General features: G+C 70.8%; 20 protein-coding genes. 11 read left to right on the top strand and 9 right to left on the bottom strand.

Features of this window, described 5'->3' with window-relative positions:
- Nucleotides 1-222: 222 nt before the first annotated feature.
- From IRQ30_RS02855 to IRQ30_RS02840, 4 genes are all read left to right on the top strand, one after another.
- Nucleotides 223-2,352, top strand: coding sequence for a choice-of-anchor D domain-containing protein (locus IRQ30_RS02855; protein WP_193611539.1), 2,130 nt, complete (start codon nucleotides 223-225; stop codon nucleotides 2,350-2,352).
- A 39-nt stretch (nucleotides 2,353-2,391) separates the two neighbouring features.
- A complete protein-coding gene (locus IRQ30_RS24050; RefSeq protein ID WP_193611538.1) occupies nucleotides 2,392-5,187 on the top strand; it encodes an InlB B-repeat-containing protein in 2,796 nt (931 codons plus the stop codon).
- A gap of 69 nt (nucleotides 5,188-5,256) precedes the next feature.
- Nucleotides 5,257-5,850 (top strand): GNAT family N-acetyltransferase, encoded by a 594-nt coding sequence (locus tag IRQ30_RS02845; protein ID WP_193611537.1) that lies wholly within the window; start codon nucleotides 5,257-5,259, stop codon nucleotides 5,848-5,850.
- A gap of 128 nt (nucleotides 5,851-5,978) precedes the next feature.
- Nucleotides 5,979-6,518, top strand: a complete 540-nt coding sequence (locus IRQ30_RS02840) for a YaeQ family protein (protein WP_193611536.1) — start codon at nucleotides 5,979-5,981, stop codon at nucleotides 6,516-6,518.
- A gap of 526 nt (nucleotides 6,519-7,044) precedes the next feature.
- Here IRQ30_RS02840 and IRQ30_RS02835 read toward each other — a convergent pair.
- Entirely contained in the window at nucleotides 7,045-8,343 is a 1,299-nt protein-coding gene (locus IRQ30_RS02835) for an HNH endonuclease (RefSeq protein ID WP_193611535.1), read from the bottom strand.
- A gap of 428 nt (nucleotides 8,344-8,771) precedes the next feature.
- Here IRQ30_RS02835 and IRQ30_RS02830 point away from each other — a divergent pair, with 428 nt between their 5' ends.
- A complete protein-coding gene (locus IRQ30_RS02830) occupies nucleotides 8,772-9,416 on the top strand; it encodes a GNAT family N-acetyltransferase (RefSeq protein ID WP_193611534.1) in 645 nt (214 codons plus the stop codon).
- Here the strand turns inward: IRQ30_RS02830 and IRQ30_RS02825 are convergent.
- Both IRQ30_RS02825 and IRQ30_RS02820 read right to left on the bottom strand, forming a co-directional pair.
- The gene (locus IRQ30_RS02825; protein WP_193611533.1) at nucleotides 9,409-10,917 is read right to left on the bottom strand and encodes an amino acid permease; all 1,509 of its coding nucleotides are present in this window, start codon (nucleotides 10,915-10,917) and stop codon (nucleotides 9,409-9,411) included. The two genes, IRQ30_RS02830 and IRQ30_RS02825, sit on opposite strands and share 8 nt — an antisense overlap.
- Before the next feature lie 49 nt (nucleotides 10,918-10,966).
- Entirely contained in the window at nucleotides 10,967-11,923 is a 957-nt protein-coding gene (locus IRQ30_RS02820; RefSeq protein WP_193607029.1) for a heme o synthase, read from the bottom strand.
- Between the two features lie 181 nt (nucleotides 11,924-12,104).
- Here IRQ30_RS02820 and tkt point away from each other — a divergent pair, with 181 nt between their 5' ends.
- From tkt to pgl, 6 genes are read left to right on the top strand one after another with little or no spacing between them, the layout of a single operon-like run.
- Nucleotides 12,105-14,147, top strand: a complete 2,043-nt coding sequence (tkt, locus tag IRQ30_RS02815; protein WP_420827593.1) for a transketolase — start codon at nucleotides 12,105-12,107, stop codon at nucleotides 14,145-14,147.
- Nucleotides 14,148-14,188: 41 nt separating this feature from the next.
- Nucleotides 14,189-15,295 (top strand): transaldolase, encoded by a 1,107-nt coding sequence (tal, locus tag IRQ30_RS02810; RefSeq protein WP_193611531.1) that lies wholly within the window; start codon nucleotides 14,189-14,191, stop codon nucleotides 15,293-15,295.
- Nucleotides 15,292-16,938, top strand: coding sequence for a glucose-6-phosphate isomerase (locus IRQ30_RS02805; RefSeq protein WP_193611530.1), 1,647 nt, complete (start codon nucleotides 15,292-15,294; stop codon nucleotides 16,936-16,938). Before tal ends, IRQ30_RS02805 begins: the two co-directional genes overlap by 4 nt.
- On the top strand, nucleotides 16,935-18,458 hold the full coding sequence (zwf, locus tag IRQ30_RS02800; protein ID WP_193607033.1) for a glucose-6-phosphate dehydrogenase: 1,524 nt from the start codon (nucleotides 16,935-16,937) through the stop codon (nucleotides 18,456-18,458). The genes IRQ30_RS02805 and zwf overlap by 4 nt, the downstream gene beginning before the upstream one ends.
- Nucleotides 18,459-18,460: 2 nt before the next feature.
- A complete protein-coding gene (locus IRQ30_RS02795; RefSeq protein WP_193607034.1) occupies nucleotides 18,461-19,369 on the top strand; it encodes a glucose-6-phosphate dehydrogenase assembly protein OpcA in 909 nt (302 codons plus the stop codon).
- Entirely contained in the window at nucleotides 19,366-20,088 is a 723-nt protein-coding gene (pgl, locus tag IRQ30_RS02790) for a 6-phosphogluconolactonase (RefSeq protein ID WP_193611529.1), read from the top strand. Before IRQ30_RS02795 ends, pgl begins: the two co-directional genes overlap by 4 nt.
- Before the next feature lie 467 nt (nucleotides 20,089-20,555).
- Here the strand turns inward: pgl and IRQ30_RS02785 are convergent, their stop codons facing one another.
- The 6 genes from IRQ30_RS02785 to whiA all read right to left on the bottom strand — a co-directional run bounded on the left by IRQ30_RS02785 (nucleotide 20,556) and on the right by whiA (nucleotide 25,349).
- The gene (locus IRQ30_RS02785) at nucleotides 20,556-20,915 is read right to left on the bottom strand and encodes an RNA polymerase-binding protein RbpA (RefSeq protein ID WP_193607036.1); all 360 of its coding nucleotides are present in this window, start codon (nucleotides 20,913-20,915) and stop codon (nucleotides 20,556-20,558) included.
- A gap of 15 nt (nucleotides 20,916-20,930) precedes the next feature.
- A complete protein-coding gene (gene secG, locus IRQ30_RS02780; RefSeq protein ID WP_193607037.1) occupies nucleotides 20,931-21,167 on the bottom strand; it encodes a preprotein translocase subunit SecG in 237 nt (78 codons plus the stop codon).
- Between the two features lie 31 nt (nucleotides 21,168-21,198).
- Nucleotides 21,199-22,017 (bottom strand): triose-phosphate isomerase, encoded by an 819-nt coding sequence (gene tpiA / locus IRQ30_RS02775; protein WP_227466884.1) that lies wholly within the window; start codon nucleotides 22,015-22,017, stop codon nucleotides 21,199-21,201.
- A 3-nt stretch (nucleotides 22,018-22,020) separates the two neighbouring features.
- Nucleotides 22,021-23,220: a phosphoglycerate kinase gene (locus IRQ30_RS02770; RefSeq protein WP_193611528.1), complete on the bottom strand. Its 1,200-nt coding sequence runs from the start codon at nucleotides 23,218-23,220 to the stop codon at nucleotides 22,021-22,023.
- Nucleotide 23,221: 1 nt separating this feature from the next.
- Nucleotides 23,222-24,217: a type I glyceraldehyde-3-phosphate dehydrogenase gene (gap, locus tag IRQ30_RS02765; RefSeq protein WP_193607039.1), complete on the bottom strand. Its 996-nt coding sequence runs from the start codon at nucleotides 24,215-24,217 to the stop codon at nucleotides 23,222-23,224.
- Nucleotides 24,218-24,362: 145 nt separating this feature from the next.
- Complete coding sequence (gene whiA / locus IRQ30_RS02760; RefSeq protein ID WP_134739104.1) at nucleotides 24,363-25,349, bottom strand: DNA-binding protein WhiA; 987 nt, start codon at nucleotides 25,347-25,349, stop codon at nucleotides 24,363-24,365.
- Between the last annotated feature and the right edge of the window lie 18 nt (nucleotides 25,350-25,367).

Genomic DNA, 25,367 nt, shown 5'->3' with positions numbered 1-25,367 from the left:
GTCAGGAAGAGCGCTGAGAGGCACGACACCAGGGCCGCAGCCACTCCCGTCCGTGGAGGCATCGACATGCTCGTGTGACGCGGCGAGCCGGCCGATGGCTCCCTGGTCTAGCCCGGGGCCGGTTGACAACTGCGCAGAACCGCACTCTCCGCTAATGTCGCCAGCACACTCGGGCACCCTCGTCGGGGACCCTGCCCGCAACCGTGCAGGAGCGTCAGACACGTGACTACCGCTGCGGGCGCGAGACGCCGGCGTACGACCTCGCGGACCGCCATCTCCCTGCTCCTCCTAGCGCTGGTGCTGCCTGCTCTGGGGGCCCCCGGGCAGGCATCCACCGCCGCCAAGCGCCAGCCCGACCTGACGGTCGCGAAGGTCGCCACCGCCTCGGCGGTGAGGGCCGGCACGAGCATGCGGATCTCGACCACGCTCAAGAACACCGGCACCAAGGCCGCCGGCGCGTCGGTCGTCGGCCTGTCGCTGTCCCGGGATCGCAAGGTCGGTGGTGACACCGGTCTGGCTGCGACCAGCAAGATGACGCCACTGCGACCGCGGAGGTCCGTCTCCCGCAAGATCTCGGTGGCGATCCCCTCCCGGACAGCGGCGGGGTCCTACTACCTGGTCGTCTGCGCCGACGCGAAGAAGAAGGTCCGCGAGCGCAACGAGAGGAACAACTGCCGGGTCAGCACCAAGCCGATCCGGGTCACGGCGTCCGGGCCGGCCGCCCCCTCCGGCGGGAAGCTCACGCTCGCCCCGACGAGCTACGACTTCCAGACGGTGGCGATCGGGTCCGCCCCTGCCCAGAAGACCATCACCGTGACCAACACCGGCACCGGATCGCTGCCCGCCTTGGCCCGCGCGGCGCTGACCGGCGACAGCGGTTTCGCGATCGTCACCGACGGGTGTGCCGGCAAGCCACTGCGGGTCGGCTCCGCGTGCAACCTGGTCGTGAGCTTCAGCCCCGCCGGCCCCGGGACCAAGGCGGGCAGTCTGACCGTCCGCGCGGGGGCCGGGCCTGGCCTCGTCTCGGCGACCACCGGTCTTCAGGGCACGGGCGTCGACCCGCTGGGGGCGCACCTCACGAGCGGGGTCGGCGGCCAGGACTTCGGCACGGTCCCCCAGCGGGTGGCCACCCCCACCACCACCTTCACCATCTCCAACGACGGCACCTACGAGTCCGGGGTGATCGCGGAGCCGGCCATCGAGAACGGCGCGGCCACGGGTTTCAACATCGTGTCGCAGACCTGCGCCGGCGTGACGCTCGATGTCGGCGAGTCGTGCACGGTCTCGGTGAACCTCGAGGCGCGCGCTCAGGGCCCCCTGTACGCGAAGCTCTGGGTCAGTGCCGCGCCGGGAGGCGACCTGAGCTTCATGCTCACGGGGACCGGCGAGACGGGCTTCTGGATCTGGAACTCCCAGGTGGACTTCGGGACGGTCGCCGTCGGAGACCAGAGCGGCACCCAGACGATCAGTCCCGGCAACGCGACCGACGACACCAAGAGGGACGTCAGCGTGACCATCACCGGCCCCGACGCCGATCAGTTCCAGCTCGGGTGGCAGAACTGCTCACCCCAGGTCGCTCCCCGACAGTCGTGCAGCATCGAGGTCGCCTTCCGGCCCACGTCACCCGGCGCCAAGACGGCGCAGCTCTCCTTGCGCTCCACCCCTGGCGGCATCGTCGTCATCGCTCTCACAGGCTCGGGCCGCCCGATGACGGTCGCCCCCTCCAGCCGCTCCTTCAGTGCCTTCGCCGGGGAGACCACGCAGGCCACGTCGTTCACGGTCACCAACCTCGATGCCGCCACCACCGGCGCGTTGAGCAGCCAGCTGACAGGTCCGGACGCATCCCAGTTCCGGATCGTCAGCGATGGGTGCGGTGGCGCCACTCTCACCACCGGATCCACCTGTTCGGTGACCGTTCTGTTCGAGCCCACGGGCTCCCACGGCGGGAGGTCGGCCGCGCTCGTCGTGAGCGGCCAGCCCGGCGGGACCACGACCGCCTCGCTGGAGGGCACCGTCCGCGCACCGGCCATGTTCTCGGTGGCCCCCACTACCTCGATCAACTTCGGGACGATCCCGGTGGCTGTCGGGTACTCCGAACGAACCCTGGTGCTGAGGAACACCGGCGAAGCGCCCTCGGGGGTCGTCAGCTTCGCTCTCGAGGACGAGAACGTGCCTGGCCAGTTCCTCATCGATCCCGACGAGTGCGCCGGGAAGGTCCTCGCACCGAACGCGACGTGCCTCTTCCAGGTGGGCTTCGATCCCAGTCAGGCGGGCAGTGCCACCGCCTCCATCGCGATCACCGCACCCGGCGCGCTGACCGGCCACGTGCCCCTGAGCGGCGTGGGGGGCTAGCGAGTCACCATGCTGCGCTGTGCCCCTGAGGAGGGACCCGTGCTCGCTCGTCGAACGAGGCGGTCGGTCTCACTGCTGTCGGTCCTGGCGGTGATCATCGCGACCCTCGGAATCCTGGTCGGCCCGCCGAGCGGGCCGGCCACGGCTGCGGCTCCCGATGAGACCGGTGACACCGTCACCTGGGGCACGTCGCAGCAGGTGGTGAACGAGGCGCCGTTCAGCAGCAGGGCCCGGGTCACCGGCGTCTCGTGCCCGTCGGCCGGCTTCTGCGCGTCGGTGAGCCAGTACGGCGTCGTCCGCACCGCGCCTGGCACCGCAGGGCCGTGGACGGAGCGTTTCACCGACCACGCGCTGCGCTTCACCGACATCGCGTGCGCCACGGCGTCGTTCTGTCTCGCCGCGACGGAGTCCGGCCTGATGTACGGATCGGACGAGCCCGCGACCGAGTCGTCCTGGAGGGTCGTCCTCGACCAGCCCCATCCCTTGACCGCGGTCTCGTGTGCGACGACCACGCTGTGCGCCGCCGCGGGACGGGGACCTTCCGGCGGTGGGCTGTGGTACTCCACGGACCCGATCCAGAGCTGGGACGTGCGCGACTACTTCAACCAGGTGCCTTTCACCGACGTCTCGTGCGCGGTCTCGCCCGGCACGCTCTGCAAGGGCGTCGACGGGCACGGCGGGGAGATGGAGTCGATGAGCTCCCCCGGGTCACCGTTCGCCAGCTGGTCCATCGCCAACGCCGTGAATCACCACGTCACGGTCTCGTGCTCGACGCCGACCACCTGCGTGGGGCGCGCGGCGGACTCGACGAGCGAGCTCGACTGCCCTACGACGAGCCTGTGCGTCGAGATCGACGCCGCCAGCACGACGGCCCGACGCAGCATCGGCGGAGGGTCCTTCACCCCGACCACGACTCACCCGGAGGGTATGAGCGCCGTCGGCTGCGTGCGAGGGGGCACGGCGTGCGTGGTCGGGACCACCGACGGCCGCATGATCAGCACCGAAGACGCTGCCGCCTCGACCGCGACCTGGACCACGGGCGGCGTACGGGAGGAGCTCAACAGCCTCACCGACGTCGACTGCCTCTCGGCCACGGCGTGCGTCGCCGTCGACGGCACCGGCCACCTGCTCACGAGCAGCTCCCCCACCGGGGCCGCCTCCGCCTGGACGACGACCCAGGTCAACCCGTCGGGCCGGGCCGCGCAGAAGGTCGACTGCCCGACCGTCTCCCTGTGCGTCGTGGGCTACACGGGCGGCGAGGTCGTCACCGTGGAGGACCCCTTCGGCGCACGCACCGCGACCGTCCGCAACGTCGCGGGCGCCGCGACCATCGGTGCTGTGTCGTGCCCGTCGGCCGCTCTCTGCGTGCTCGGCACCCAGGACGGCGACATCATCACCTCCACGGCGCCGACCACCGCAGCCTGGGCCGTCGACCCGATCGTCACGGACGACTGGATCAGCGTCGTGACCTGCCGCACGACGACCGAGTGCTTCGCCGTGACGAACGGCGGTCACATCCTGCGGTCGACGGACCCCGCCACGGACGGCTGGTCCTCCGGAGGCGACAAGCCCGCCACCGTGGAGTGGGCGCCCCGAGCCATGACTTGCCCCTCCGCCACCCGCTGTCTCGTCGGTGACGCGGGCGGCCACCTGTGGCGGCTGAACCCCTCCGAGGACCTCAACGACTGGTACGAGGTGCCGGTCGCCGGCTTCCCCCAGGACACCGCGCGCTCACGGATCTTCGACATCGACTGCAGTGCGGACGACGTCTGCGTGGCGGTCTCCTCCGGATACCTCATCGCCCAGGCCCCCGGGCTGGATGAGGAATGGTGGAATGGTGCGGTCGCACAGGCGTCGGGCCGGCGGCCCACCACGTACCAGGGCGTGGCCTGCGCCGGCACGACGTTCTGCCTCGCCGCCGACGTCACCGGCGAGCTTGTCGCCGGGACGGTCAACCACGCGCCCCTCTCCGTCGTCAAGACCGGCACCGGGACCGGGACGGTCACGAGCGACCTGCCGGGCATCGACTGCGGCACGACCTGCACCGACTCCGACGTGCCCGTCGGTGCCGTCGTCGTCCTGACCGCGACACCGGACAGCGACTCGGAGCTCCTGGGGTGGGGTGACGACGTCGACTGCGGCACGGACCCGGAGTGCGAGGTCACCGTCAAGGACGGCGGCACCATCGTGACACCCAGGTTCCGCCGGCCCCGCAGTCTGAAGGTCCAGATACTGGGCGGCAGCAGCGTCCAGGGGGCCGATGGCGCGTTTCCTTGCTGGTCCTCCTGCGAATCGACGTACGACGACGGTGAGGTCGTCACCCTGACCGCGACGCCGGACCCCGGATCGACCTTCTCGTACTGGACCGGTGGCTGCACGGGCAGCGCCAACCCCTGCGTCGTCACGATGGACGCAGACAAGATCGTCAGAGCCCACTTCGACGTCCCGCCCACCACTCCGCCCGCAACCGCCGCTCCCGTCATCAGGGCGGCTGGCGTCGCCCCCAAGTCCGTCGCCAGGGGGAAGCGCGTCACGTTCTCGGTGACGTCCTCGGCTCGTGGGGTCACGCGGGTCCTGGTCGGCAAGCCCACTGTCGGCCGGATGGTCGCGGGTGTCTGCAAGCCGAAGACCGCCAAGAACAAGGCGAAGAAGAAGTGCACCTACACCCGGGTGGTCACGACGCTGAGCAGCACGCAGTCGGCGGGCAGGACCGCGATCGCCTACCGCACCAAGAAGCTCGTGCCGGGCACCTACAGGGCGACGATCACCGTCACCGGAACCACCGGGCTCGTGTCCAGGCCCAAGGTCCTGACCTTCCGGGTCAGGAAGCGCTAGCCCCACGACTTCGGCGGATCAAAGAGAGAGAGCGCTCTGCACGGGGAGCGGTGGTCCTAGGGTCGCACCATGCCCGAGTTCACCTGGCTCCCCGCCAACCAAGCAACGGTCGAGGACGTCGAGGCGGTGTTCGCCACCAGCGGCGCCCGCAAGTGCCGCTGCCAGGCGATGAAGGTGCCGGGATGGATCTGGCGCGACACCACCCAGGAGGAGCGCGACGTCGCGCTGCTCGAGCAGACAGCGTGCGGCACTCTGGGGCCGACGTCCGGCTTGATCGGCTACGTCGACGGCGAGGCTGCCGGCTGGGTCGCCGTCGAGCCCCGGGAGAACTACCCGCGCCTGTGGAGCCGCAAGCAACCCTGGATGCGGATGGACCCGGAGCTGCCAGGCGTCTGGTCGGTCACCTGCTTCGTCGTCCGCAAGGGCTGGCGCCAGGTGGGACTAACCTACGAGCTCGCCAACGCCACCGTCGAGTACGGCGCCCAGGTCGGCGCCCGCATCCTCGAGGGCTACCCGATCGAGCCGCCGCCCGGCAAGCAGGTGATCTGGGACGAGGCGTCGGTGGGGCTGCTGCAGGTCTTCCTCGAAGCCGGCTACGAGGTGCATGCCTCCCCCACGCTCCGGCGCCGCGTCGTGCGGCGACGACTCGCTGATGTCTTCTGATCTGAGGGCACCACCTCAAGCTCGAGGCGTCCTGGTGTCTGGCGCCGACTACCCAGGGCATTCCGCCGCGATCAGGCGACGGTGATGACGACGCGAGAGGTACCCGTTCCCGGACTAGGCTGAGCCCCATGGCGGCCGGCGCGACGATGCACACGTTTGAAGTCGAGTTGGCCGACACCGATCGCGGCGTCTACGAGGAGTTCACGCTGCGCGCGGCGCGGCATCCGTCAGAGACCGAGGCGTACCTCGTGACGCGCGTGCTCGCCTACTGTCTCGAGCACGAAGAGGGCATCGCATTCAGCGAGGGCATCTCGGCGACCGACGCCCCGGCGGTGCTGGTGCGTGACCTGAGCGGGAAGCTGCTCGCCTGGATCGAGGTCGGCGCACCGGATGCCGCGCGGCTTCACACGGGCAGCAAGGCTGCCGAGCGCACGACGATCTACACGCACCGCGACCCGGCCAAGGTGCTCGCGCAGTGGGCAGGGGCGAGGATCCACCGCGCCGCCGAGATCGTGCTGCACAACTTCGATCCCGGGTTCATCGATTCAGCGGTGGACACGATGGAGCGCCGCAACACGATCACGCTCACCGTCACGGAGCGGCAGCTTTACCTGGAGCTGAACGGCGTGCACCTCTCATCGGCAGTGCACGACCACCCGATCAGCTAGCGGGAGCGACGTCCCGTTGCCGATCCTGGTGCGCGACTTCCAGCGCGCCTCTGACCTCGTCGCGTCGACGGCGAGCACGGCAGGTCATGCCGACATCGCCGCGGAGTACCCCCTGACCAGCCACTACGCTCTCAGAGAGCTGATGCCGTTCCAGCCAGCCTCCATGACGCCCGCTCAACTTGCCGCCGTCTCGTTCCCTGCCCGTTGCTCCGGACCGACCCACCACCTGTACGTCTACCAGTTGCGACGGTGGTTCGCCTGGTGCGAGACCAGCGGGATCGACGCGCTGATCGGCGTAGAGCGCGCGCACGTCGAGCTCTACATCCGCTCGTTGACCGAAGGCGGTCCGCGTCCTTCACCTAGTAGGCAAGGGCAACAAACCCGCCACGATGCCGATCACCGTCCCGGTCCTGCGGGTGCTCGAGGCATGCCGGGGATGGTCCAGCGCATCGCCCGGGCCGCAGCGATCCCGCGACACATCAGCCCGCACTCGCTGCGCCAGACGCGCGGTGCGTCTGATGCGACGTTAGGCGGTGAGTTCGAGCTCGAGTCGTTCGCCGTAGGTGTAGATCTCGACGTGGCCGGGTGGGGCGGGTGCGCGGGAGCGATATCGGTGACCGGTCGGGGTGATCGTCTCGACGGTGTGGCGCCAGAGGCTGAAGACCTGGGCCGCGCGCCACCCGAGGGCCTGCTTGACGAGGTTGCAGCGCCGGCAGAGGCCCTGCAGGTTGTAGGAGGCCGTGGGGCCGCCGTGCTCGTAGGCCTCGACGTGGTCGGACTCACGGATCGGGGCGCCGCACCACGGGGTGCGGCACAGGCCCAGGTCACGGGTGGCCACGAAGTCGGCTAACCCGGCCGGGGCGCAGCGGGCGCGGGAGTCCATCGCGATCAGCTCACCGGTGCTCGGCAGAACGTAGAGCCGCCGGACCCAGAGCCTGGCTTGGGTGGCGGCGTCCTTGACGAATGCCCGTGCCCATGGTGCCGGCACCGGGCCGTAGCCCTCGACGTGGGCGGCGTCCTGGGAGGTGCCGAAGAAGGAGGTGTCGCTCATGACCAGCTTGACCTCGACCTTCGGCGCCGCCTCGGTGGACTCGCCGGTGACGCGCTCGACCAGGGTGTCGGCCATGAGCTCCCCCTGGGAGCGGGGGTCGCCCTGGGCGCGGGCGGTCTTGGCGATCGTGAGCAGGACCGCGTAGACCCACACCGCCTGCTTGACCGGGAGCAGGACCCGGATCCAGCACATCGTGTCCGGCGCGGGCCGCAGCGAGACGTGCCGCTCGGTCTCCGCGCGACGGGCACGCTCGGCGACCGCGGCCGGGTCGAGCTCGCACGCGAGCTTCCTCGCGGCGCGGGTCAGGCCCTGGTCGCTCATCGTCGCGGCGTCACCACTGGCACACAGCCGGGCGTCGACCTCGGCGCGGTGCTCCAGCGACAGGCAGGCGGTCTCGCGGGCCAGGATCGTGGCCCGCCACTCCGACAGGCGGCCTTGCTGCATGAGGCGCAGCGTGTGGGGCATCTCGCGGGTCAGGACCTTGCCCAGGCCCAGCAGCCGCGCGGCCTGGTGGGGCGACTCGCGACGGGCCAGGCCTATCTGCGCCGCGATGCCCTCCCCCACCCGGCTCGGACGGACACCGGCCTCGATCTGCGCCGCACGCTGCGAGGCCTCCAGCTCCACCGCGGTGACCGTCTGCGCGGCCGACGCCGCGCACTTGAGGTCCTCCAGCTCCCGCAGGAGATCGACCCGCTCGGCATCGTCCATGTCGCTCGGGCAGGCGGCGAGCGCGGACCGCGCTTCTCGGACCTGCCGCATGAGTGACTCGAACATGTGTTCGACCATAGACCCGACCACCGACACCCGTCGAGCGCCGAAGCGAGCCCTGTGGAGAACCCGCTCTCCCTTAGCCGAGAGAGGGCGCGCGACCTGTCTCGCGAGTCGTGTCGAGGGCGATGTTGTCCACGGCGGCGCGGTGGCGATGCGGTTCAGGGTCGCCGGGTCGACCACCGCCTTCGCGAGCGCCTCCAGCCCCCGGTGCCAGCGACTCGACCGTGGCGAGCGAGCGGGCCGCGAGGGCGTCGCGCCGCGCTCAACGCTTACAGCAAGGCGCTGGCCACCGAGCGCGCGCCCGTCGGGATCCGCATCACCACGATCCTGCCGGGCCACGTGATCACGCCCGGCGCCGACGTGATCAACCAGACCTCCCCGTCATCCAACTCCCGTGCGCTCGGGGCACGAGGCGAGGAAGGATGCGGAGCATGCTCGCCGACCTGTGGCCTACGTACGCCCTCACGCTCACGACGCCGCGCCTGGTCCTGCGGCTGCCCTCGGAGGCGGAGATCGGTGACCTGGCGCGCCTCGCGGCGCGCGGCGTCCACGGGCCTGACGAGCGTCCGTTCCTGACCCCCTGGACCGAGGGGACTCCGGAGGAGCGGGCGCGCTCCGTACTCCAGGGGCACTGGGACGAGCTGGCGTCCTGGACTCCGGAGGAGTGGCACCTCGGCCTCGGGGTCTTCCTCCACACCGGGCCGGCTCTCGGGGTCGCCACCCTGCGAGCACGGGACTTCGTCGTCACGCGTGAGGTCTCGACGTCCTCCTGGCTCGGGCTCGCGCACCAGGGACTGGGCTACGGCACCGAGGCCCGCGCCGCGCTCCTGACGCTCGCCTTCGACCACCTCGGCGCCACGGACGCGACCACCGAGGTCTTCCCGGACAACCACGCGTCGCAGGGCGTCTCCCGCCGGCTCGGCTATCAGTCCGACGGCATCTCCCGTGACCGGCGCGGCGACGAGGTGCTCGTCTCCGACCGACTCCGTCTCACCGCCGACCGCTGGGCTGCGAGCACGCCGTACGTCGCCGTGGAGGTCACCGGCCTCGCGGAGGCCGCGGCCATGTTCAGGTGACGGACTCCCCCGGCTGCTCCGCGCGCCCGGACTCCGCGAGCCCGAGCCGCGAGTGCCGGTAGCCGTAGACCGCGTAGACGACGAGGCCGATGGCCATCCAGACCAGGAAGCGCACCCAGGTGCCGCCGGTCAGGTTGAGCATCAGGTAGAGGCACAGCAGCACCGACGCGGTGGCGACGACGTAGACCGCCGGTGTGCGGAAGCCGCGGTGCAGGTCGGGGCGGCTGCGGCGCAGGATGACGACGCCGACGCTGACCAGGATGAACGCGAACAGCGTGCCGATGCTGACCAGGTTGACCAGCACGGCGAGGTCGACGAGCCCGCCGATCAGAGCCACGGCCACGCCCGTGATGACCGTGATCACGTACGGCGTGCCGAAGCGCGGGTGCACCTTCGCCAGGCTCTTCGGCAGCAGGCCGTCGCGTGCCATCGCGAAGGCGACCCGCGTCTGGCCGAGCATCAGGATCATGACGACCACGATCAGGCCGATGCAGGCGCCGATCGAGATCAGCCGGCCCATGAAGTCCAGGCCGACCGCGTCGAAGGCGGTCGCGAGCGGGGCCGGGTCGCCCTCCTCGATGTCGCGAAAGCTCCGCATTCCGGTGAGGACCAGGCTGACGGCCATGTAGAGCAGGGTCACGATGACCAACGACCCGAGGATCCCGCGCGGCACGTCGCGCTGGGGGTTCTTGGTCTCCTCGGCGGTGGTGGCCACGACGTCGAAGCCGATGAACGCGAAGAACACGATCGAGGCTCCGGCGATGACGCCGGCCAGGCCGTAGACCGCCGGGTCGATGCCCAGCAGCGAGCTGATCAGGGTGTGGTCGAGGAAGCCGCCCTGGGCATCGGGCGTGGGCTCCGACGGCGGGATGAACGGCGTGTAGTTGTCGCCGGAGATGTGCCCGACGCCGAAGACGATGACCGCGGCGATGACGAGCAGCTTGATCGCGACGATCACCTGGTTGATCCTGCTCGACAGCTTGATGCCGCCGATCAGGATGGCGGTCACCAGCAGCGAGATCACGACCGCCGGCAGGTCGACCACCCCGTCCCCGGCGGAGCCGAGGGAGCTCGGCACCTCGAGGAACGTGCCGGCGAAGACCTCCTGGAAGTACCCCGAGAAGCTCGTGCTGAGCGCGGCGGCACCGATCGTGAACTCCAGCGCCAGGTCCCAGCCGATGATCCACGCCAGCAGCTCGCCGAAGGAGGCGTAGCTGAACGTGTAGGCGCTGCCGGCGACCGGCAGGGTCGAGGCGAACTCCGCGTAGCAGAGCGCCGCCAGCGCGCAGGCCAGGCCGGCGATGGCGAAGGAGATGGTGATCGCCGGGCCGGAGTTGGTCTTGGCGACGGTCCCGGTCACCACGAAGATGCCGGCGCCGACGATGACGCCCACGCCGAAGATCAGCAGGTCCAGGACGCCGAGATCCTTCTTGAGCCGGTGCTCCGGCTCGTCGGTCTCGGCGATCGACTGCTCGACGGACTTCGTGCGAAAGAGATCCACCCCAGCACGGTAGTCACGGCGTGGGCCGGGCGCCACCGGCGCCCTCACCTCAGATCTTGAGCAGCGGGTCCAGCGCGACGGCGACGAAGAGCAGCGAGAGGTAGAGGTTCGAGTGGTGGAACAGCCGCATCGGCTGGATCTCGCTGAGGTCCTCGGTGCCGCGTGCGCGGCGCATCAGCTTGTGAGCCTCGACGAGGAACACGGCGCCCAGCACGGCGGCCGCGACGGGGTAGAACGGGCCGGTGCCGGCGACCGGCCACAGCAGCAGCGACGTCGCGACCATCACCCAGCTGTAGAGGACGATCTGACGGCCGACCTCGCGGGCCGGGACGACCACCGGCAGCATCGGCACGTCGACGTTGGCGTAGTCCTCGCGGTAGCGCAGCGCCAGCGCCCACGTGTGGGGCGGCGTCCAGAAGAAGACGACGGCGAAGAGGATGACCGGCACCCACGACAGCTCGCCGGTGACGGCGGTCCACCCGATGAGCGCCGGGAAGCAGCCGGCGAGGCCGCCCCAGACGATGTTCTGCGTCGTGCGGCGCTTGAGCACCATCGTGTAGACGAGGACGTAGAACGCGTTGGCCACGAGCGCGAGGACGGCCGAGAGGGTGTTGACCCACAGCGCCAGCACCACGGTCGACAGCACGGCGAGCACGGTGGCGAAGAGCAGTGCCGAGAGCGGGGTGACGATGTGGCGCGGCAGGGCTCGGCGCCGGGTACGACGCATCTGCTCGTCGATGTCGCGGTCGTAGACGCAGTTGAACGCCGACGCGGAGCCGGCCGAGAGCGTCCCGCCGACGACGGTGGCGAGCACCAGACCGAGCTCGGGCACGCCCCGGTCGGCGAAGAACATCACCGGCACCGTCGTGAGCAGGAGCAGCTCGATGACTCGCGGCTTGGTCAGCCCGACGTAGGCGGCGACGACGTCCTTGAACGACGGTCGCCCGGTCTCGCCCTCACGCTCGGGCTGCTGCGCAGCCGCATGCGTCTGGCCGACGTAGGTCACGGAGGTCCTCAGGAATGGAGAAGGCTGCTTCGGGCAACCGGTGCGAGTGCGAGTCTATCTCGTCCCCTGAGTAGGCTCGGAACGGCGCAACCCCACGGAGAGGACCGACGTGACGACTCGCACGAAGCTGGACTGGACCGAGATCGACGACAAGGCGGTGGACACCGCTCGGGTGCTCGCCATGGACGCGGTGCAGAAGGTGGGCAACGGCCACCCTGGCACGGCCATGAGCCTGGCCCCCGCGGCCTACCTGCTCTTCCAGAAGGTGATGCGCCACAACCCCGCCGATCCGGCGTGGCCGGGTCGCGACCGCTTCGTGCTGTCGGCGGGCCACAGCTCGATCACGCTCTACACACAGCTGTTCCTCGGCGGCTGGGGCCTCGAGATCGAGGACCTCATGGCGCTGCGCACCTGGGGCAGCAAGACCCCGGGTCACCCCGAGCACGGCCACACCGCCGGTGTCGAGACCACGACGGGCCCGCTGGGCCAGGGCGTCGGCAACGCGGTCGGCATGGCCATGGCCGCCCGCCGCGAGCGGGGCCTGCTGGACCCCCAGGCCCCTGAGGGCGGCTCCCCCTTCGACCACCACATCTACGCGATCTGCTCCGACGGCGACCTGGAGGAGGGCGTCAGCGCCGAGGCCTCCTCGATCGCCGGCACCCAGCAGCTCGGCAACCTGACCGTCATCTACGACGCCAACCGGATCTCCATCGAGGGCGACACCGACGTGGCCTTCACCGAGGACGTCGGCAAGCGCTACGAGGCCTACGGCTGGCACGTCCAGACCGTCGACTGGACCCAGGACGCCACCACGTACGTCGAGGACGTCCCGGAGCTGCACCGGGCGATCCAGGCTGCCGGCGAGGTCACCGACCAGCCCAGCCTGATCGTGCTCCGCACGGTCATCGCCTGGCCCGCCCCGACCGCCCAGGGAACCGGCAAGTCCCACGGCTCCGCGCTCGGCGACGAGGAGGTGGCGGCCACCAAGGAGATCCTCGGGTTCGACCCGGCGCTGAAGTTCGAGGTCCCGCCCGAGGTCCTGGCCCACACGCGGTCCCTGGTCGAGCGCGGCCGCGCCGAGCAGGCCGCCTGGGACGAGGATTTCCAGCGCTGGACGTCGAAGAAGTCCGCGGACGTCGCCCTCTTCGAGCGGCTGCAGACCCGCACCCTGCCCGACGGCTGGGCCGACGACCTGCCGACGTTCCCCGCCGACCCCAAGGGCATGGCGACCCGCAAAGCCTCCGGCGCCGCGATCAACGCGCTCGCCGGCCGGATCCCCGAGCTCTGGGGCGGCTCGGCCGACCTCGCGGAGTCGAACAACACGACCATCGAGGACGCGCCGTCGTTCATCCCCAAGTCGCGCTCCACCGACCAGTGGACCGGCGACCCGATGGCCGGGCGCGTGCTGCACTTCGGCATCCGCGAGCACGGCATGGGCTCGATCATGAACGGCATCACGCTGCACGGCGGCACCCGCGTCTTCGGGGGCACGTTCCTGACGTTCTCCGACTACATGCGCGGCGCGGTGCGCCTGGCGGCGCTGATGGGTCTCCCCGTCACCTACGTCTGGACCCACGACTCCATCGGCCTGGGCGAGGACGGACCGACCCACCAGCCGATCGAGCACCTCGCGGCTCTGCGCGCCATCCCGGGCCTCAACGTCGTCCGACCGGCCGATGCCAACGAGACCTCCGCCGTCTGGAAGACGATCCTGGAGCGTGCCGACAAGCCGCACGGGCTGGTGCTCTCGCGCCAGAACCTCCCGGTCTTCCCGCGCGGCGAGGAGGGCTACGCCGACACGAAGGACGTCCACCGCGGCGGCTACGTGCTCCTCGACAGCCCCGCGGAGCTCGAGGGCGGCCAGCCCGACGTCGTGCTGATCGGCACCGGCTCGGAGGTCCAGGTGGCGGTCGCCGCCCGGGAGATCCTCGCCGCCGACGGCATCCGCGCCCGCGTGGTGTCGATGCCCTGCATCGAGTGGTTCGAGGAGCAGGACGCCGCCTACCGCGAGACCGTGATCCCGCCGACCGTCAAGGCGCGGGTCTCGGTCGAGGCCGGCGTCAAGCAGGGCTGGCGCGAGTGGGTCGGCGACCACGGCCAGATCCTCTCGATCGACACCTACGGCGCCTCGGCCGACTTCCAGCGCATCTACACCGAGTACGGCATCACCGGCCAGGCCATGGCCGACCTGGCCCGCGACAGCATCCGGACCGTCACGGGCTGACCCCGGACGGCCTCCAGCACCACCGACGAGCGGAGAGACCCATGACTGACCGACTGAAGGCCCTGGCGGACGCCGGGGTGTCCATCTGGCTCGACGACCTGTCGCGCGAGCGCATCGAGAGCGGCAACCTCGCCGAGCTCGTCAAGGAGAGGTCGGTGGTGGGCGTGACCACCAACCCGACGATCTTCGCGGGCGCGATCGCCGACGGCGAGCGCTACGACGACCAGGTCAAGCGGCTGGTCGCCGACGGCGCCGACGTCGACAAGGTGATCTTCGAGCTCACCACGGAGGACGTCCGCAACGCCTGCGACATCCTCAAGACCGTCGCCGACGGCAGCCCGTCGGACGGCCGGGTCTCGATCGAGGTCGAGCCCGACCTCGCCAACGACACCGAGGGCACGATCGGTTCGGCCGAGGCGCTGTGGAAGGCCGTCGACCGGTCCAACGCCCTGATCAAGATCCCCGCCACCAAGGAGGGTCTGCCGGCGATCACCCACGCGATCGCACACGGCATCAGCGTCAACGTCACGCTGATCTTCAGCCTCGAGCGCTACCGCGAGGTCATGGATGCCTACCTCACCGGTCTCGAGCAGGCCCGTGACGCGGGCATCGAGCTGGCGACCATCCAGTCGGTGGCCTCGTTCTTCGTCTCTCGGGTCGACACCGAGGTGGACAGCCGCCTCGACAAGATCGGCACCGACGAGGCCACGGCCCTCAAGGGCAAGGCCGCGATCGCCAACGCCCGCCTGGCCTACGCCGCCTACCAGGAGGTGCACTCCGGCGAGCGCTGGCAGTCGCTGGCCGACTCCGGCGCCCGCACGCAGCGACCGCTGTGGGCCTCGACCGGGGTCAAGAACCCCGACTACCCGGACACCCTCTACGTCACCGAGCTGGTCGTCGACGGCACCGTCAACACCATGCCCGAGAAGACGATGGACGCCTTCGCCGACCACGGCGAGGTGACCGGCGACCAGGTCACCGGCCGCGTCGAGGAGTCCCAGAAGGTGCTCGACGGACTCGAGGCCGTGGGCGTCGACTTCGAGGACGTGCTGCTCACCATCGAGCACGAGGGCGTCGACAAGTTCAAGAAGTCCTGGACCGAACTCGTCGAGACGGTCCGCGGCCAGATGGAGAAGGCGGGCGCATGACCGAGACGGCTTGGAACACTGTCGCGGGGGACGGTTTCGAGCTGTTCTTCGGCTACGCCGACGAGGCGTCGTACGCCGCGACGGTGCAGGCGCTCGTCTCCGACGGCGTCGCGAGCGGCATCGCCGGTCGCGACGCCACGTTGTGGGGCCCCGCCGCCGAGGAGGAGTCCGCGAAGCGCCTGGGCTGGGTCGACCTGTCCGAGCGCTCGCGCCCGCTGGTCGAGGAGATCACCGAGCTGCGGGTCAAGCTCACCCAGCTCGGGCTGACGCGGGTCGTCCTGTGCGGCATGGGTGGGTCGTCACTGGCCCCCGAGGTCATCTGCGAGGCCTTCGGCGTCGACCTGGACGTGCTGGACTCCTCCGACCCCGACTTCGTGCGGACGGCCCTGGAGAGCCGCATCGACGAGACCGTCGTGGTGGTGTCGTCGAAGTCCGGTGGCACCGTCGAGACCGACAGCCAGCGGCGCGCCTTCGAGAAGGCCTTCCGCGACGTCGGGCTCGACCCCGCCGAGCGCATCGTCGTGGTCACGGACCCCGGCTCGCCGCTGGAGGGGTCGGCCCGTGAGGCCGGCTACCCCGTGTTCCTGGCCGACCCCGAGGTGGGCGGCCGCTACTCCGCCCTGACCGCCTTCGGGCTGGTCCCCAGCGGTCTCGCCGGCGCCGACATCTCGGCCCTGCTCGACCAGGCGGAGGCCCTGCGCCCCGCCCTCGAGGCCGACTCCGTCGACAACCCCGGGCTGCGTCTCGGCGCCCTGCTCGGTGCGGCCAACCTCGCCGGCGCCGACAAGCTGGTCCTCGCCAACGCCGGTGCGCCGTTCGCCGGCTTCGGCGACTGGGCCGAGCAGCTGGTGGCCGAGTCCACGGGCAAGGACGGCAAGGGCATCCTGCCGGTCGTCGTGGAGTCCCTCGACGCGCCCGACTTCGTGCCGAGCACGCCCGACGAGGTGCTGGTGACCATCGGCCCCGACTTCGTGTTCGACGACGTGCGTCCCGCCTCCGGCTGGGGCGCGACCGTCGACGCGTCGCTGGGCGGCCAGATGCTGCTCTGGGAGTACGCCACCGCCGTCGCCGGCCGCGTGATCGGCATCAACCCCTTCGACCAGCCCGACGTCGAGAGCGCCAAGGCGGCCGCCCGCGAGATGCTCGACGGAGGCGGCAACCAGCCCACGCCGGTCTTCGTCGACGGCGCGGTCACGGTCTACGCCTCCCCCGGCTGGCTGCCCGAGGGCACCAGCACCGTCGCCGCGGCGGTCGACGCGCTCCTCGGCTCCGTGGACGGCCGCGCCGGCTACGTCGCCGTCCAGGCCTACCTCGACCGCCACCGCGACGCCGCGCTTTCCGGCGTACGACGGACGCTCGCGCAGCGCACCGGACGCCCGGTCACCTTCGGCTGGGGCCCGCGCTTCCTGCACTCCACGGGCCAGTACCACAAGGGCGGCCCCGCGACGGGCGTCTACCTGCAGGTGACCGGCCAGCCCGAGGCCGACCTCGCGGTGCCCGACCGGCCGTTCACGTTCCACGAGTTCCTGACGGCCCAGGCAGTGGGCGACGGCCAGGTGCTCGCCGACAAGGGCCGCCCGGTCCTGCGGCTCCACGTCAGCTCCCCCGCTGACCTCGAGGCGATCCAGGGAGTGCTCGCATGACCTACGTCAACCCGCTGCGCGACGTCCGCGACCGCCGCCTCCCGCGCATCGCGGGGCCGTGCGGCATGGTGCTGTTCGGCGTCACCGGCGACCTGTCGCGCAAGAAGATCATGCCGGCGATCTACGACCTCGCCAACCGCGGTCTGCTGCCTCCCGGCTTCAGCCTCGTCGGCTTCGCGCGGCGCGACTGGGCCGACCAGGACTTCGCCCAGATCGTGCACGACTCGGTGAAGGCCTACGCCCGCACGGAGTTCCGCGAGGAGGTCTGGAAGCAGCTCTCCGAGGGCTTCCGGTTCGTCCAGGGCGACTTCGACGACGACGAGGCCTTCGAGCAGCTGCGCCAGACCATCGAGGAGCTCGACCGCACCCGCGGCACCGAGGGCAACCACGCGTTCTACCTCGCGATCCCGCCGGGCTTCTTCGGCGACGTCGTCGGCCAGCTCAAGGAGCACGGCCTCGCCGACCCCCGCGAGGACTCCTGGCGGCGCGTGGTCGTGGAGAAGCCGTTCGGGCACGACCTGGAGTCGGCGATCGAGCTCAACTCCACGCTGGCGGAGGTCTTCGAGTCCGGGTCGATCTTCCGCATCGACCACTACCTCGGCAAGGAGACGGTGCAGAACATCCTGGCGACGCGCTTCGCCAACACGATGTTCGAGCCGCTCTGGAACAACAACTACGTCGACCACGTGCAGATCACCATGGCCGAGGACGTCGGCATCGGCGGCCGGGCCGGCTACTACGACGGCATCGGCGCCGCGCGCGACGTCATCCAGAACCACCTCCTGCAGCTGATGTCGCTGGTGGCGATGGAGGAGCCGACGTCGTTCGACGCGGAGAGCCTGCGCATCGAGAAGCAGAAGCTGCTCTCGAGCATCACGCTCCCCCGCCGCCTCGACCTCACGACCGCCCGCGGCCAGTACGCCGCCGGCTGGGCTGGCGGGGAGAAGGTCGCGTCGTTCCTCGAGGAGGAGGGCATCGGCGCCCGGTCGACGACCGAGACCTACGCCGCCATCACGCTCCACGTCGACAACCGGCGCTGGGCCGGGGTGCCGTTCTACCTGCGCACCGGCAAGCGCCTGGGGCGTCGCGTCACCGAGGTCGCCGTCGTCTTCAAGCGGGCCCCGCACCAGCCGTTCAGCGCCTCCTCGGTCGAGGAGCTCACGCAGAACGCGCTGGTCATCCGGATCCAGCCCGACGAGGGCATGACGCTGCGCTTCGGCTCCAAGGTGCCCGGCACCGCGATGGAGATCCGCGACGTCAACATGGACTTCGCCTACGGCGGCTCGTTCACCGAGGACAGCCCGGAGGCCTACGAGCGGCTGATCCTGGACGTCCTGCTCGGCGACCCGCCGCTGTTCCCGCGCCACGAGGAGGTCGAGCTCTCCTGGAAGATCCTCGACCCGATCCTGCAGGCGTGGGAGCGCAAGGGGAAGCCGGACCAGTACGGCTCCGGCACCTGGGGACCGGAGTCGGCGGACAAGATGCTGGCCCGCGACGGACGCGTCTGGAGGAGGCCGTAACCATGATCGAGCTCACCAACACCACATCCTCGAAGATCGCCGCGGAGTTCGTGCGCGGCCGGGTCAAGGCCGGCAGTCCCGCCATGGGCATGGTGATGACGCTGGTCATCGTCGTGCCGGAGGACGACGCCGAGGCGGCCATGAAGGCCGCCCGCGAGGCCTCCCACGAGCACCCCGCCCGCGCGCTCGGCGTGATCCTGGGCGACGCCCGCGGAGCCGCGGAGATCAACGCGCAGGTCGGCACCGGCTCCGGCTGGACCGGCGAGACCGCGGTGATCCGGCTCAAGGGAGAGGTCGTCAAGCACGCGGCCTCGGTCGTGCTGCCGCTGCTGCTGCCCGACTCTCCCGTGGCGGTCTGGTGGCCCACCGAGGCCCCCGACGACCCCGCCGCCGACCCGCTCGGTGCGCTCGCGCAGCGGCGCATCACCGACGCCGCCGCCGCGCCGCGCGCCAAGGGCAAGGCGCTGCACGTGCAGTGCACGTCCTACGTCAAGGGCAACACCGACCTGGCCTGGACCCGCATCACGCCGTGGCGCGCGCTGCTCGCCGCCGCCCTGGACCAGCACCACGTGAAGGTCACCGGCGCCTCTGTCGCCGCCGAGCGCATCAGCCCCAGCGCCGACCTGCTGGCCGCCTGGCTGGGCTCGCGGCTGCGCGTGAGCGTCGACCGCACCACCTCGTCGGGTCCGGGCATCACCGAGGTGGTCCTCGAGACCACCCAGGGACCGATCCGGATCAGCCGCCCTGACGGCAAGCTGGCGACGTACGAGTCGCCCGGCAAGCCGGACCGGCCGATCGCGCTGAAGCGACGCAGCCTGCCCGAGCTGCTCGCCGAGGAGCTGCGGCGCCTCGACGAGGACGACGTCTACGCCGACGTCACCAAGCGGCTGCGGAAGGCGCAGGCGTCGTGAGCGCCCCGCTGGTCGAGGTCCACCCCGACTCCGCCGCCCTGGCCACCGCGGTCGCCGGCGAGCTGCTCTCGCGCCTCGCGGACGCCCAGGAGGCCGGGCGTGAGCCGCACATCGCCCTCACCGGCGGCACCATCGCCGAGGCGCTCCACCGCGAGCTGGCGCGGCTCTCCCCCGGCTCCGAGGTCGACTGGACCCGCGTCGTGGTGTGGTTCGGTGACGAGCGCTTCGTGCCCTCCGACGACGCCGACCGCAACGCCGGCCAGGCCCGCCGTGCCTTCCTGGACGCCGTCGGCGCCACCCAGGTGCACGAGATGCCGGCCAGCGACGCCTACGACGACGTCGAGGCCGCGGCGTTGGCGTTCGAGGAGACCGTGCACGCGCACGGGGTCGGCGAGTTCGAGGTCGTGATGCTCGGCATCGGACCCGATGGCCACGTCGCCTCCCTGTTCCCTGGTCGCCCCGAGCTCACGGTCGAGGACCGGATCGCCGTCTCGGTGACGGACTCCCCCAAGCCCCCGCCCGAGCGCATCAGCTTCACCTACTCCGCCCTCAACCGCACCCGCTCCACCTGGCTGATCGCCAGCGGCGAGGGCAAGGCGGAGGCGGTCGCCAAGGCACTGGCCGACGACGGCTCGATCCACGACACCCCGGCGCGCGGCGTGCAGGGCCAGGTCGACACCGTGTGGTTCCTCGACCGCGAGGCGGCGTCGCAGCTCTAGGCGTCCTTCGGGGCTGGTGTGTGCGGGGCTGGTGTCGGCCCGCGAGCTAGCCCTGCCCATCGGTCACCTATGTCGGCAGTTCGCGCCTCACGCCGACGTCTTCACGCTTGGCTGGGCCGAGGTCGTGACCAACTGCCGACGCTGAGTGTCACAAGTCGCACCACCAGTCACACCAGCCCCACGAGCCTCACCAGCCGGAGGGTGCCGCGCATTGCGCGGGCGGCGCGGGCGAAGCCCGTGTCGCCCCGTGCGCCGCCAAGCCGGTCGAGAGAGGCTCCGGGTCAAGGACGGCCGCAGGCCGCCGCGAAGCGGGCGCCGCAGGCGATCCTTGACGCGGAGACGCGACCGGCTACGCGCGCGGCACCCCAGATCAGCCCCGAGGAGGCAGCCACAGGTGCAGGGGTCTCGACGGACGCTCGTCGCTGGCGCTCCTCGCTGCTCGACCACCGGTGGGGCCGGGGTCCGCCCTAGAAGATGATGTCGCCGGACTTGCGGCGCGAGCGGAGGAGTTGGATCGCCTCGTCGAGGATGTCGGCGGCCTCGGTGTCGGAGCGGCGCTCCTTCACGTAGGCGAGGTGGGTCTTGTAGGGTTCGACCTTCGTCGCCGGCGGGGCGTTCTCGGAGTCCCGGCCTGCTGGCAGGCCGCACTTGGGGCAGTCCCACGAGTCGGGCGCGACGGCCTCGACCGAGAAGGTCACGACCGAGGTGTGCTCGCGGGAGCAGAAGTACGTGACGGGCTGGCGGGGCGCGGCCTCGCCGCGCTCGGCCTCACCCATGGGTCCGGCGCCGACCCGGCTGCCACGAATGGCGTTACCTCCACCAGCCACGTGTCTACCCTTCCCTCAGTTTTGGTAAGCGAGCAACAGGCCCAGCGCGATCACGCAGGCGAACCAGATGACACCGATGCCGACCGTGAACCGGTCGAGGTTGCGCTCGGCGACGGACGAGCCGCCCAGAGAGCTGCTGACACCGCCACCGAACATGTCGGAGAGCCCGCCGCCCCGTCCCTTGTGCAGGAGCACGAGGACGATCAGCAGGGTGCTCGTGATGACGAGCAGAACAGTGAAGAGCGTTGTCACAGCGAGGAATCCTACGTCAGAGGGTGGGGAGTCAGAGGACCGGCATGTCGTAGAAGCGGCAGATGCCGCCGAACTCGTCGACCTGGAGGCTCGCGCCGCCCACGAGGGCGCCGTCGACGTCCTCCTTGGCCATGATCCCGGCGACGTTGTTGGCCTTCACCGAGCCGCCGTAGAGCACCCGCACGCCGTCGGCCGCCTCGTCGCCGTGGACCTCGCGGATGCGCGCCCGGATGGCCGCACAGACCTCCTGCGCGTCGTCCGGGGTGGCCACCTCGCCGGTGCCGATGGCCCACACGGGCTCGTACGCCACGACCAGGCCGGCGACCTGCTCGGCCGTGAAGCCGGCGAGCGAGCCGTCGACCTGCGCCAGCGTGTAGGGCACGTGCTGGCCCGACTGGCGGACCTCGAGGCCCTCGCCGACGCACACGATCGGGGTCATGTCGGCGCGGTGGGCCTGGTGGGCCTTGGCGTTGACGACCTCGTCGGTCTCGGCGTGGTACTCACGGCGCTCGGAGTGGCCGACCACGACGTAGGAGCAGCCGAGCTTGGCCAGCATCCCCGCGGAGATCTCCCCGGTGTAGGCACCGGAGTCCTTCGTCGAGACGTCCTGGGCGGCGTACTTCACCGAGAGACGGTCACCGTCGACCAGGGTCTGCACCGACCGCAGATCGGTGAACGGCGGGCACACGACGACCTCGACCTTCGCGAAGTCGTGGCGCTTGTCCGAGAGCGTCCATGCGAGCTTCTGGACGAGCACCACCGCTTCCTGGTGGTTGAGGTTCATCTTCCAGTTGCCCGCCATCAGCGGCGTGCGACCCGCCGGCTTGCCGGCCTTGCTCGTGACAGCCATGCGTCAGTCCTCCAAGACCGTGATGCCGGGCAGTTCCTTGCCCTCGAGGTACTCCAGGCTGGCCCCACCACCGGTGGAGATGTGCCCGAAGGCGGCTTCGTCGAAGCCGAGCGCGCGGACGGCCGCAGCGGAGTCGCCACCGCCGACGACCGAGAGCCCGTCGATCTCGGTCAACGCCTGGGCGACCGCGCGGGTTCCCTCGGCGAACGCCGCGACCTCGAACACGCCCATCGGCCCGTTCCAGAACACCGTACGGGCGCCCTGGAGGGCTGCGGCGAACGCCGCGCCGGAGTCGGGTCCGATGTCGAGCCCGAGGGCGTCGGCGGGGATCTCCGAGGCGGGAACGACGCTCGGGTGCGGCTCGGTGTCGCCCGAGGGGAACGCCGTGTCGACGACGACGTCGGTCGGCAGCACGATCTCGACGCCCGACTCCTCGGCCCGCTGGAGGTAGGACCGGCACACGTCGAGCTGGTCGTCCTCGAGCAGGCTCTTGCCGACCTCGTGGCCCTGGGCCTTGAGGAAGGTGAACACCATGCCGCCGCCGATGAGCAGCTTGTCGGCCTTGCCAAGCAGGTTGTCGATGACGCCCAGCTTGTCGGAGACCTTGGAGCCGCCGAGCACGACCACGTAGGGCCGCTCGGGGTCGACGGTGAGCCGGCGCAGGACCTCGATCTCGGTGGCGACCAGGTCGCCCATCGCGTGCGGCAGCCGCTGGGCGACGTCGTAGACCGACGCCTGCTTGCGGTGCACGACGCCGAAGCCGTCGGAGACGAAGGCGTCCGCGAGCGCCGCGAGCTCGTCGGCGAAGGCGCCGCGCTCGCTCTCGTCCTTGCTCGTCTCGCCCGCGTTGAAGCGGACGTTCTCGAGCAGGGCGACCTCTCCGTCGCCGAGTGCGGCCACGGTCTGCTGCGCCGACTCCCCCACCGTGTCGGTGGCGAAGGCGACGGGAGCGCCGAGCAGCTCACCGAGCCGGTCGGCGACCGGACGCAGCGAGTACGCCGGGTCCGGGGCGCCCTGGGGCCGTCCCAGGTGGGCGGTGACGACCACCCGGGCGCCGGCCCCGACCAGCTTCTGGATGGTCGGGACGCTCGCGCGGATCCGGCCGTCGTCGGAGATTCGCGTGCCATCGAGCGGGACGTTCAGGTCCGAGCGGACCAGCACGCGCCGGCCGCGGACGTCACCCAGCGAGGAGAGGTCGCTCACGTCAGAGGGTCTCGCCGACGTAGCTGACGAGGTCGACGAGGCGGTTGGAGTAGCCCCACTCGTTGTCGTACCAGCCGACGACCTTGACCTGGTTGCCGATCACCTTGGTGAGCGGCGCGTCGAAGATGCACGACGCCGGGTCGGTGGTGATGTCGCTGGAGACGATCGGGTCCTCGCTGTAGCGCAGGATCTTGCCGTCGGCGGCCGCCTTGACGACCGCGTTGACCTCCTCGACCGTGGTCTCGCGGCCGGCCTCGAACGTGAGGTCGGTGGCGGAGCCGGTCGGGACCGGCACGCGCAGGGCGTAGCCGTCGAGCTTGCCCTTGAGCTCGGGCAGGACCAGGCCGATGGCCTTGGCGGCACCGGTCGAGGTGGGGACGATGTTGGTCGCCGCGGCGCGGGCGCGGCGCAGGTCCTTATGCGGGCCGTCGAGCAGGTTCTGGTCGCCGGTGTAGGCGTGGACCGTGGTCATCAGGCCCTTGACGATGCCGAACTCGTCGTTGAGCGCCTTGGCCATCGGGCCGAGGCAGTTGGTCGTGCACGAGGCGTTGGAGATGATCGTGTGGCTCGCGGGGTCGTAGTCGCCCTCGTTGACGCCCATCACGATCGTGACGTCCTCGTTCTTCGCGGGCGCGGAGATGATGACCTTCTTGGCGCCGCCGTCGATGTGGGCCTTGGCCTGCGTGGCGTCGGTGAAGAAGCCGGTGGACTCGATGACCACGTCGACGTTCAGGTCGCCCCAGGGCAGGTTGGCGGGGTCGCGCTCCTCGAAGACCTTGAACGTGTGGCCCGCGGCGGAGATGTCGGTGTCGGTGTGGGTCACGTCGCCGTCGAGCCGCCCCAGGATGGAGTCGTACTTCACCAGGGTGGCGAGCGTCTTGTTGTCCGTCAGGTCGTTGACGGCCACGATCTCGATGTCGGCTCCGGAGGCCACGACGGCCCGGAAGAAGTTGCGGCCGATGCGGCCGAATCCGTTGATGCCTACGCGTACGGTCACTGCGATTGCTCCTAGCGGTGAGCGGGTGGAACGACTCCGAGCTTGGGGAGCCGTCGGTTCGACCCTATCGGTTGCGGGCGCACGACCAGACTGTCGTCCCGCGGTACCAACGGGTAACTCTCGAAGGTCCCGGAGTCGCGGGACCTCAGCCCTCGTCGGCCAGCATCTCCGGGGTCAGCGAGGACTCCGTGTCGGGGATGCCGAGCTCCTCGGCGCGCTTGTCGGCCATCGCCAGCAGGCGGCGGATCCGGCCGGCGATCGCGTCCTTGGTCAGCACGGGCTCGTGCAGCTGCCCGAGCTCCTCGAGCGAGGCCTGCTTGTGCTCGAGCCGCAGCGAGCCGGCGAGCTGCAGGTGGTCGGGGATCTCGTCCCCGAGGATCTCCAGCGCGCGCTCGACGCGAGCACCAGCGGCGACGGCGGCGCGCGCCGACCGGCGCAGGTTGGCGTCGTCGAAGTTGGCCAGCCGGTTGGCGGTGGCGCGGACCTCGCGCCGCATCCGGCGCTCCTCCCAGGCCATGAGCGACTCGTGGGCGCCGAGGCGGGTGAGCAGCTGCCCGATGGCGTCGCCGTCGCGGATGACGACCCGGTCGACCCCGCGCACCTCCCGCGCCTTGGCCTGGATGCCGAGGCGACGGGCCACGCCCACCAGGGCGAGACCGGCCTCGGGGCCGGGGCACGTGACCTCCAGCGAGGAGGAGCGACCCGGCTCGGTGAGCGAGCCGTGGGCGAGGAAGGCACCGCGCCAGGCGGCCACCGCGTCGCAGCCGCCGCCGGACACGACGGCAGGAGGCAGGCCGCGCACCGGGCGCCCACGCTGGTCGAGCAGCCCGGTCTGGCGCGCGAGCGCCTCACCGTCCTTGGTCACGCGCACGATGTAGCGGCTGCCCTTGCGGATGCCGGCACCCTGCACCATCACGACGTCGGAGCCGTGGCCGTAGACCTCCGCGATGTCCTTGCGCAGGCGTCGCGCCGCGGCGCCGGTGTCCAGCTCGGCCTCGACCACGATCTTTCCGCTGACGATGTGGAGGCCGCCCGCGAACCTCAGCATCGAGGCCACTTCCGCCTTGCGGCAGCAGGTCTTCGTGATCTGGGTGCTGGACAGCTCCGCCTTCACCTGGGCTGTCATTGCCATGCGCCGATCCTCGCACGC

The organism is Nocardioides lijunqiniae (assembly GCF_015024225.1).
Classification (GTDB): Bacteria; Actinomycetota; Actinomycetes; order Propionibacteriales; family Nocardioidaceae; genus Nocardioides; species Nocardioides lijunqiniae.
This window is presented reverse-complemented; position numbering and strand designations above follow the sequence as displayed.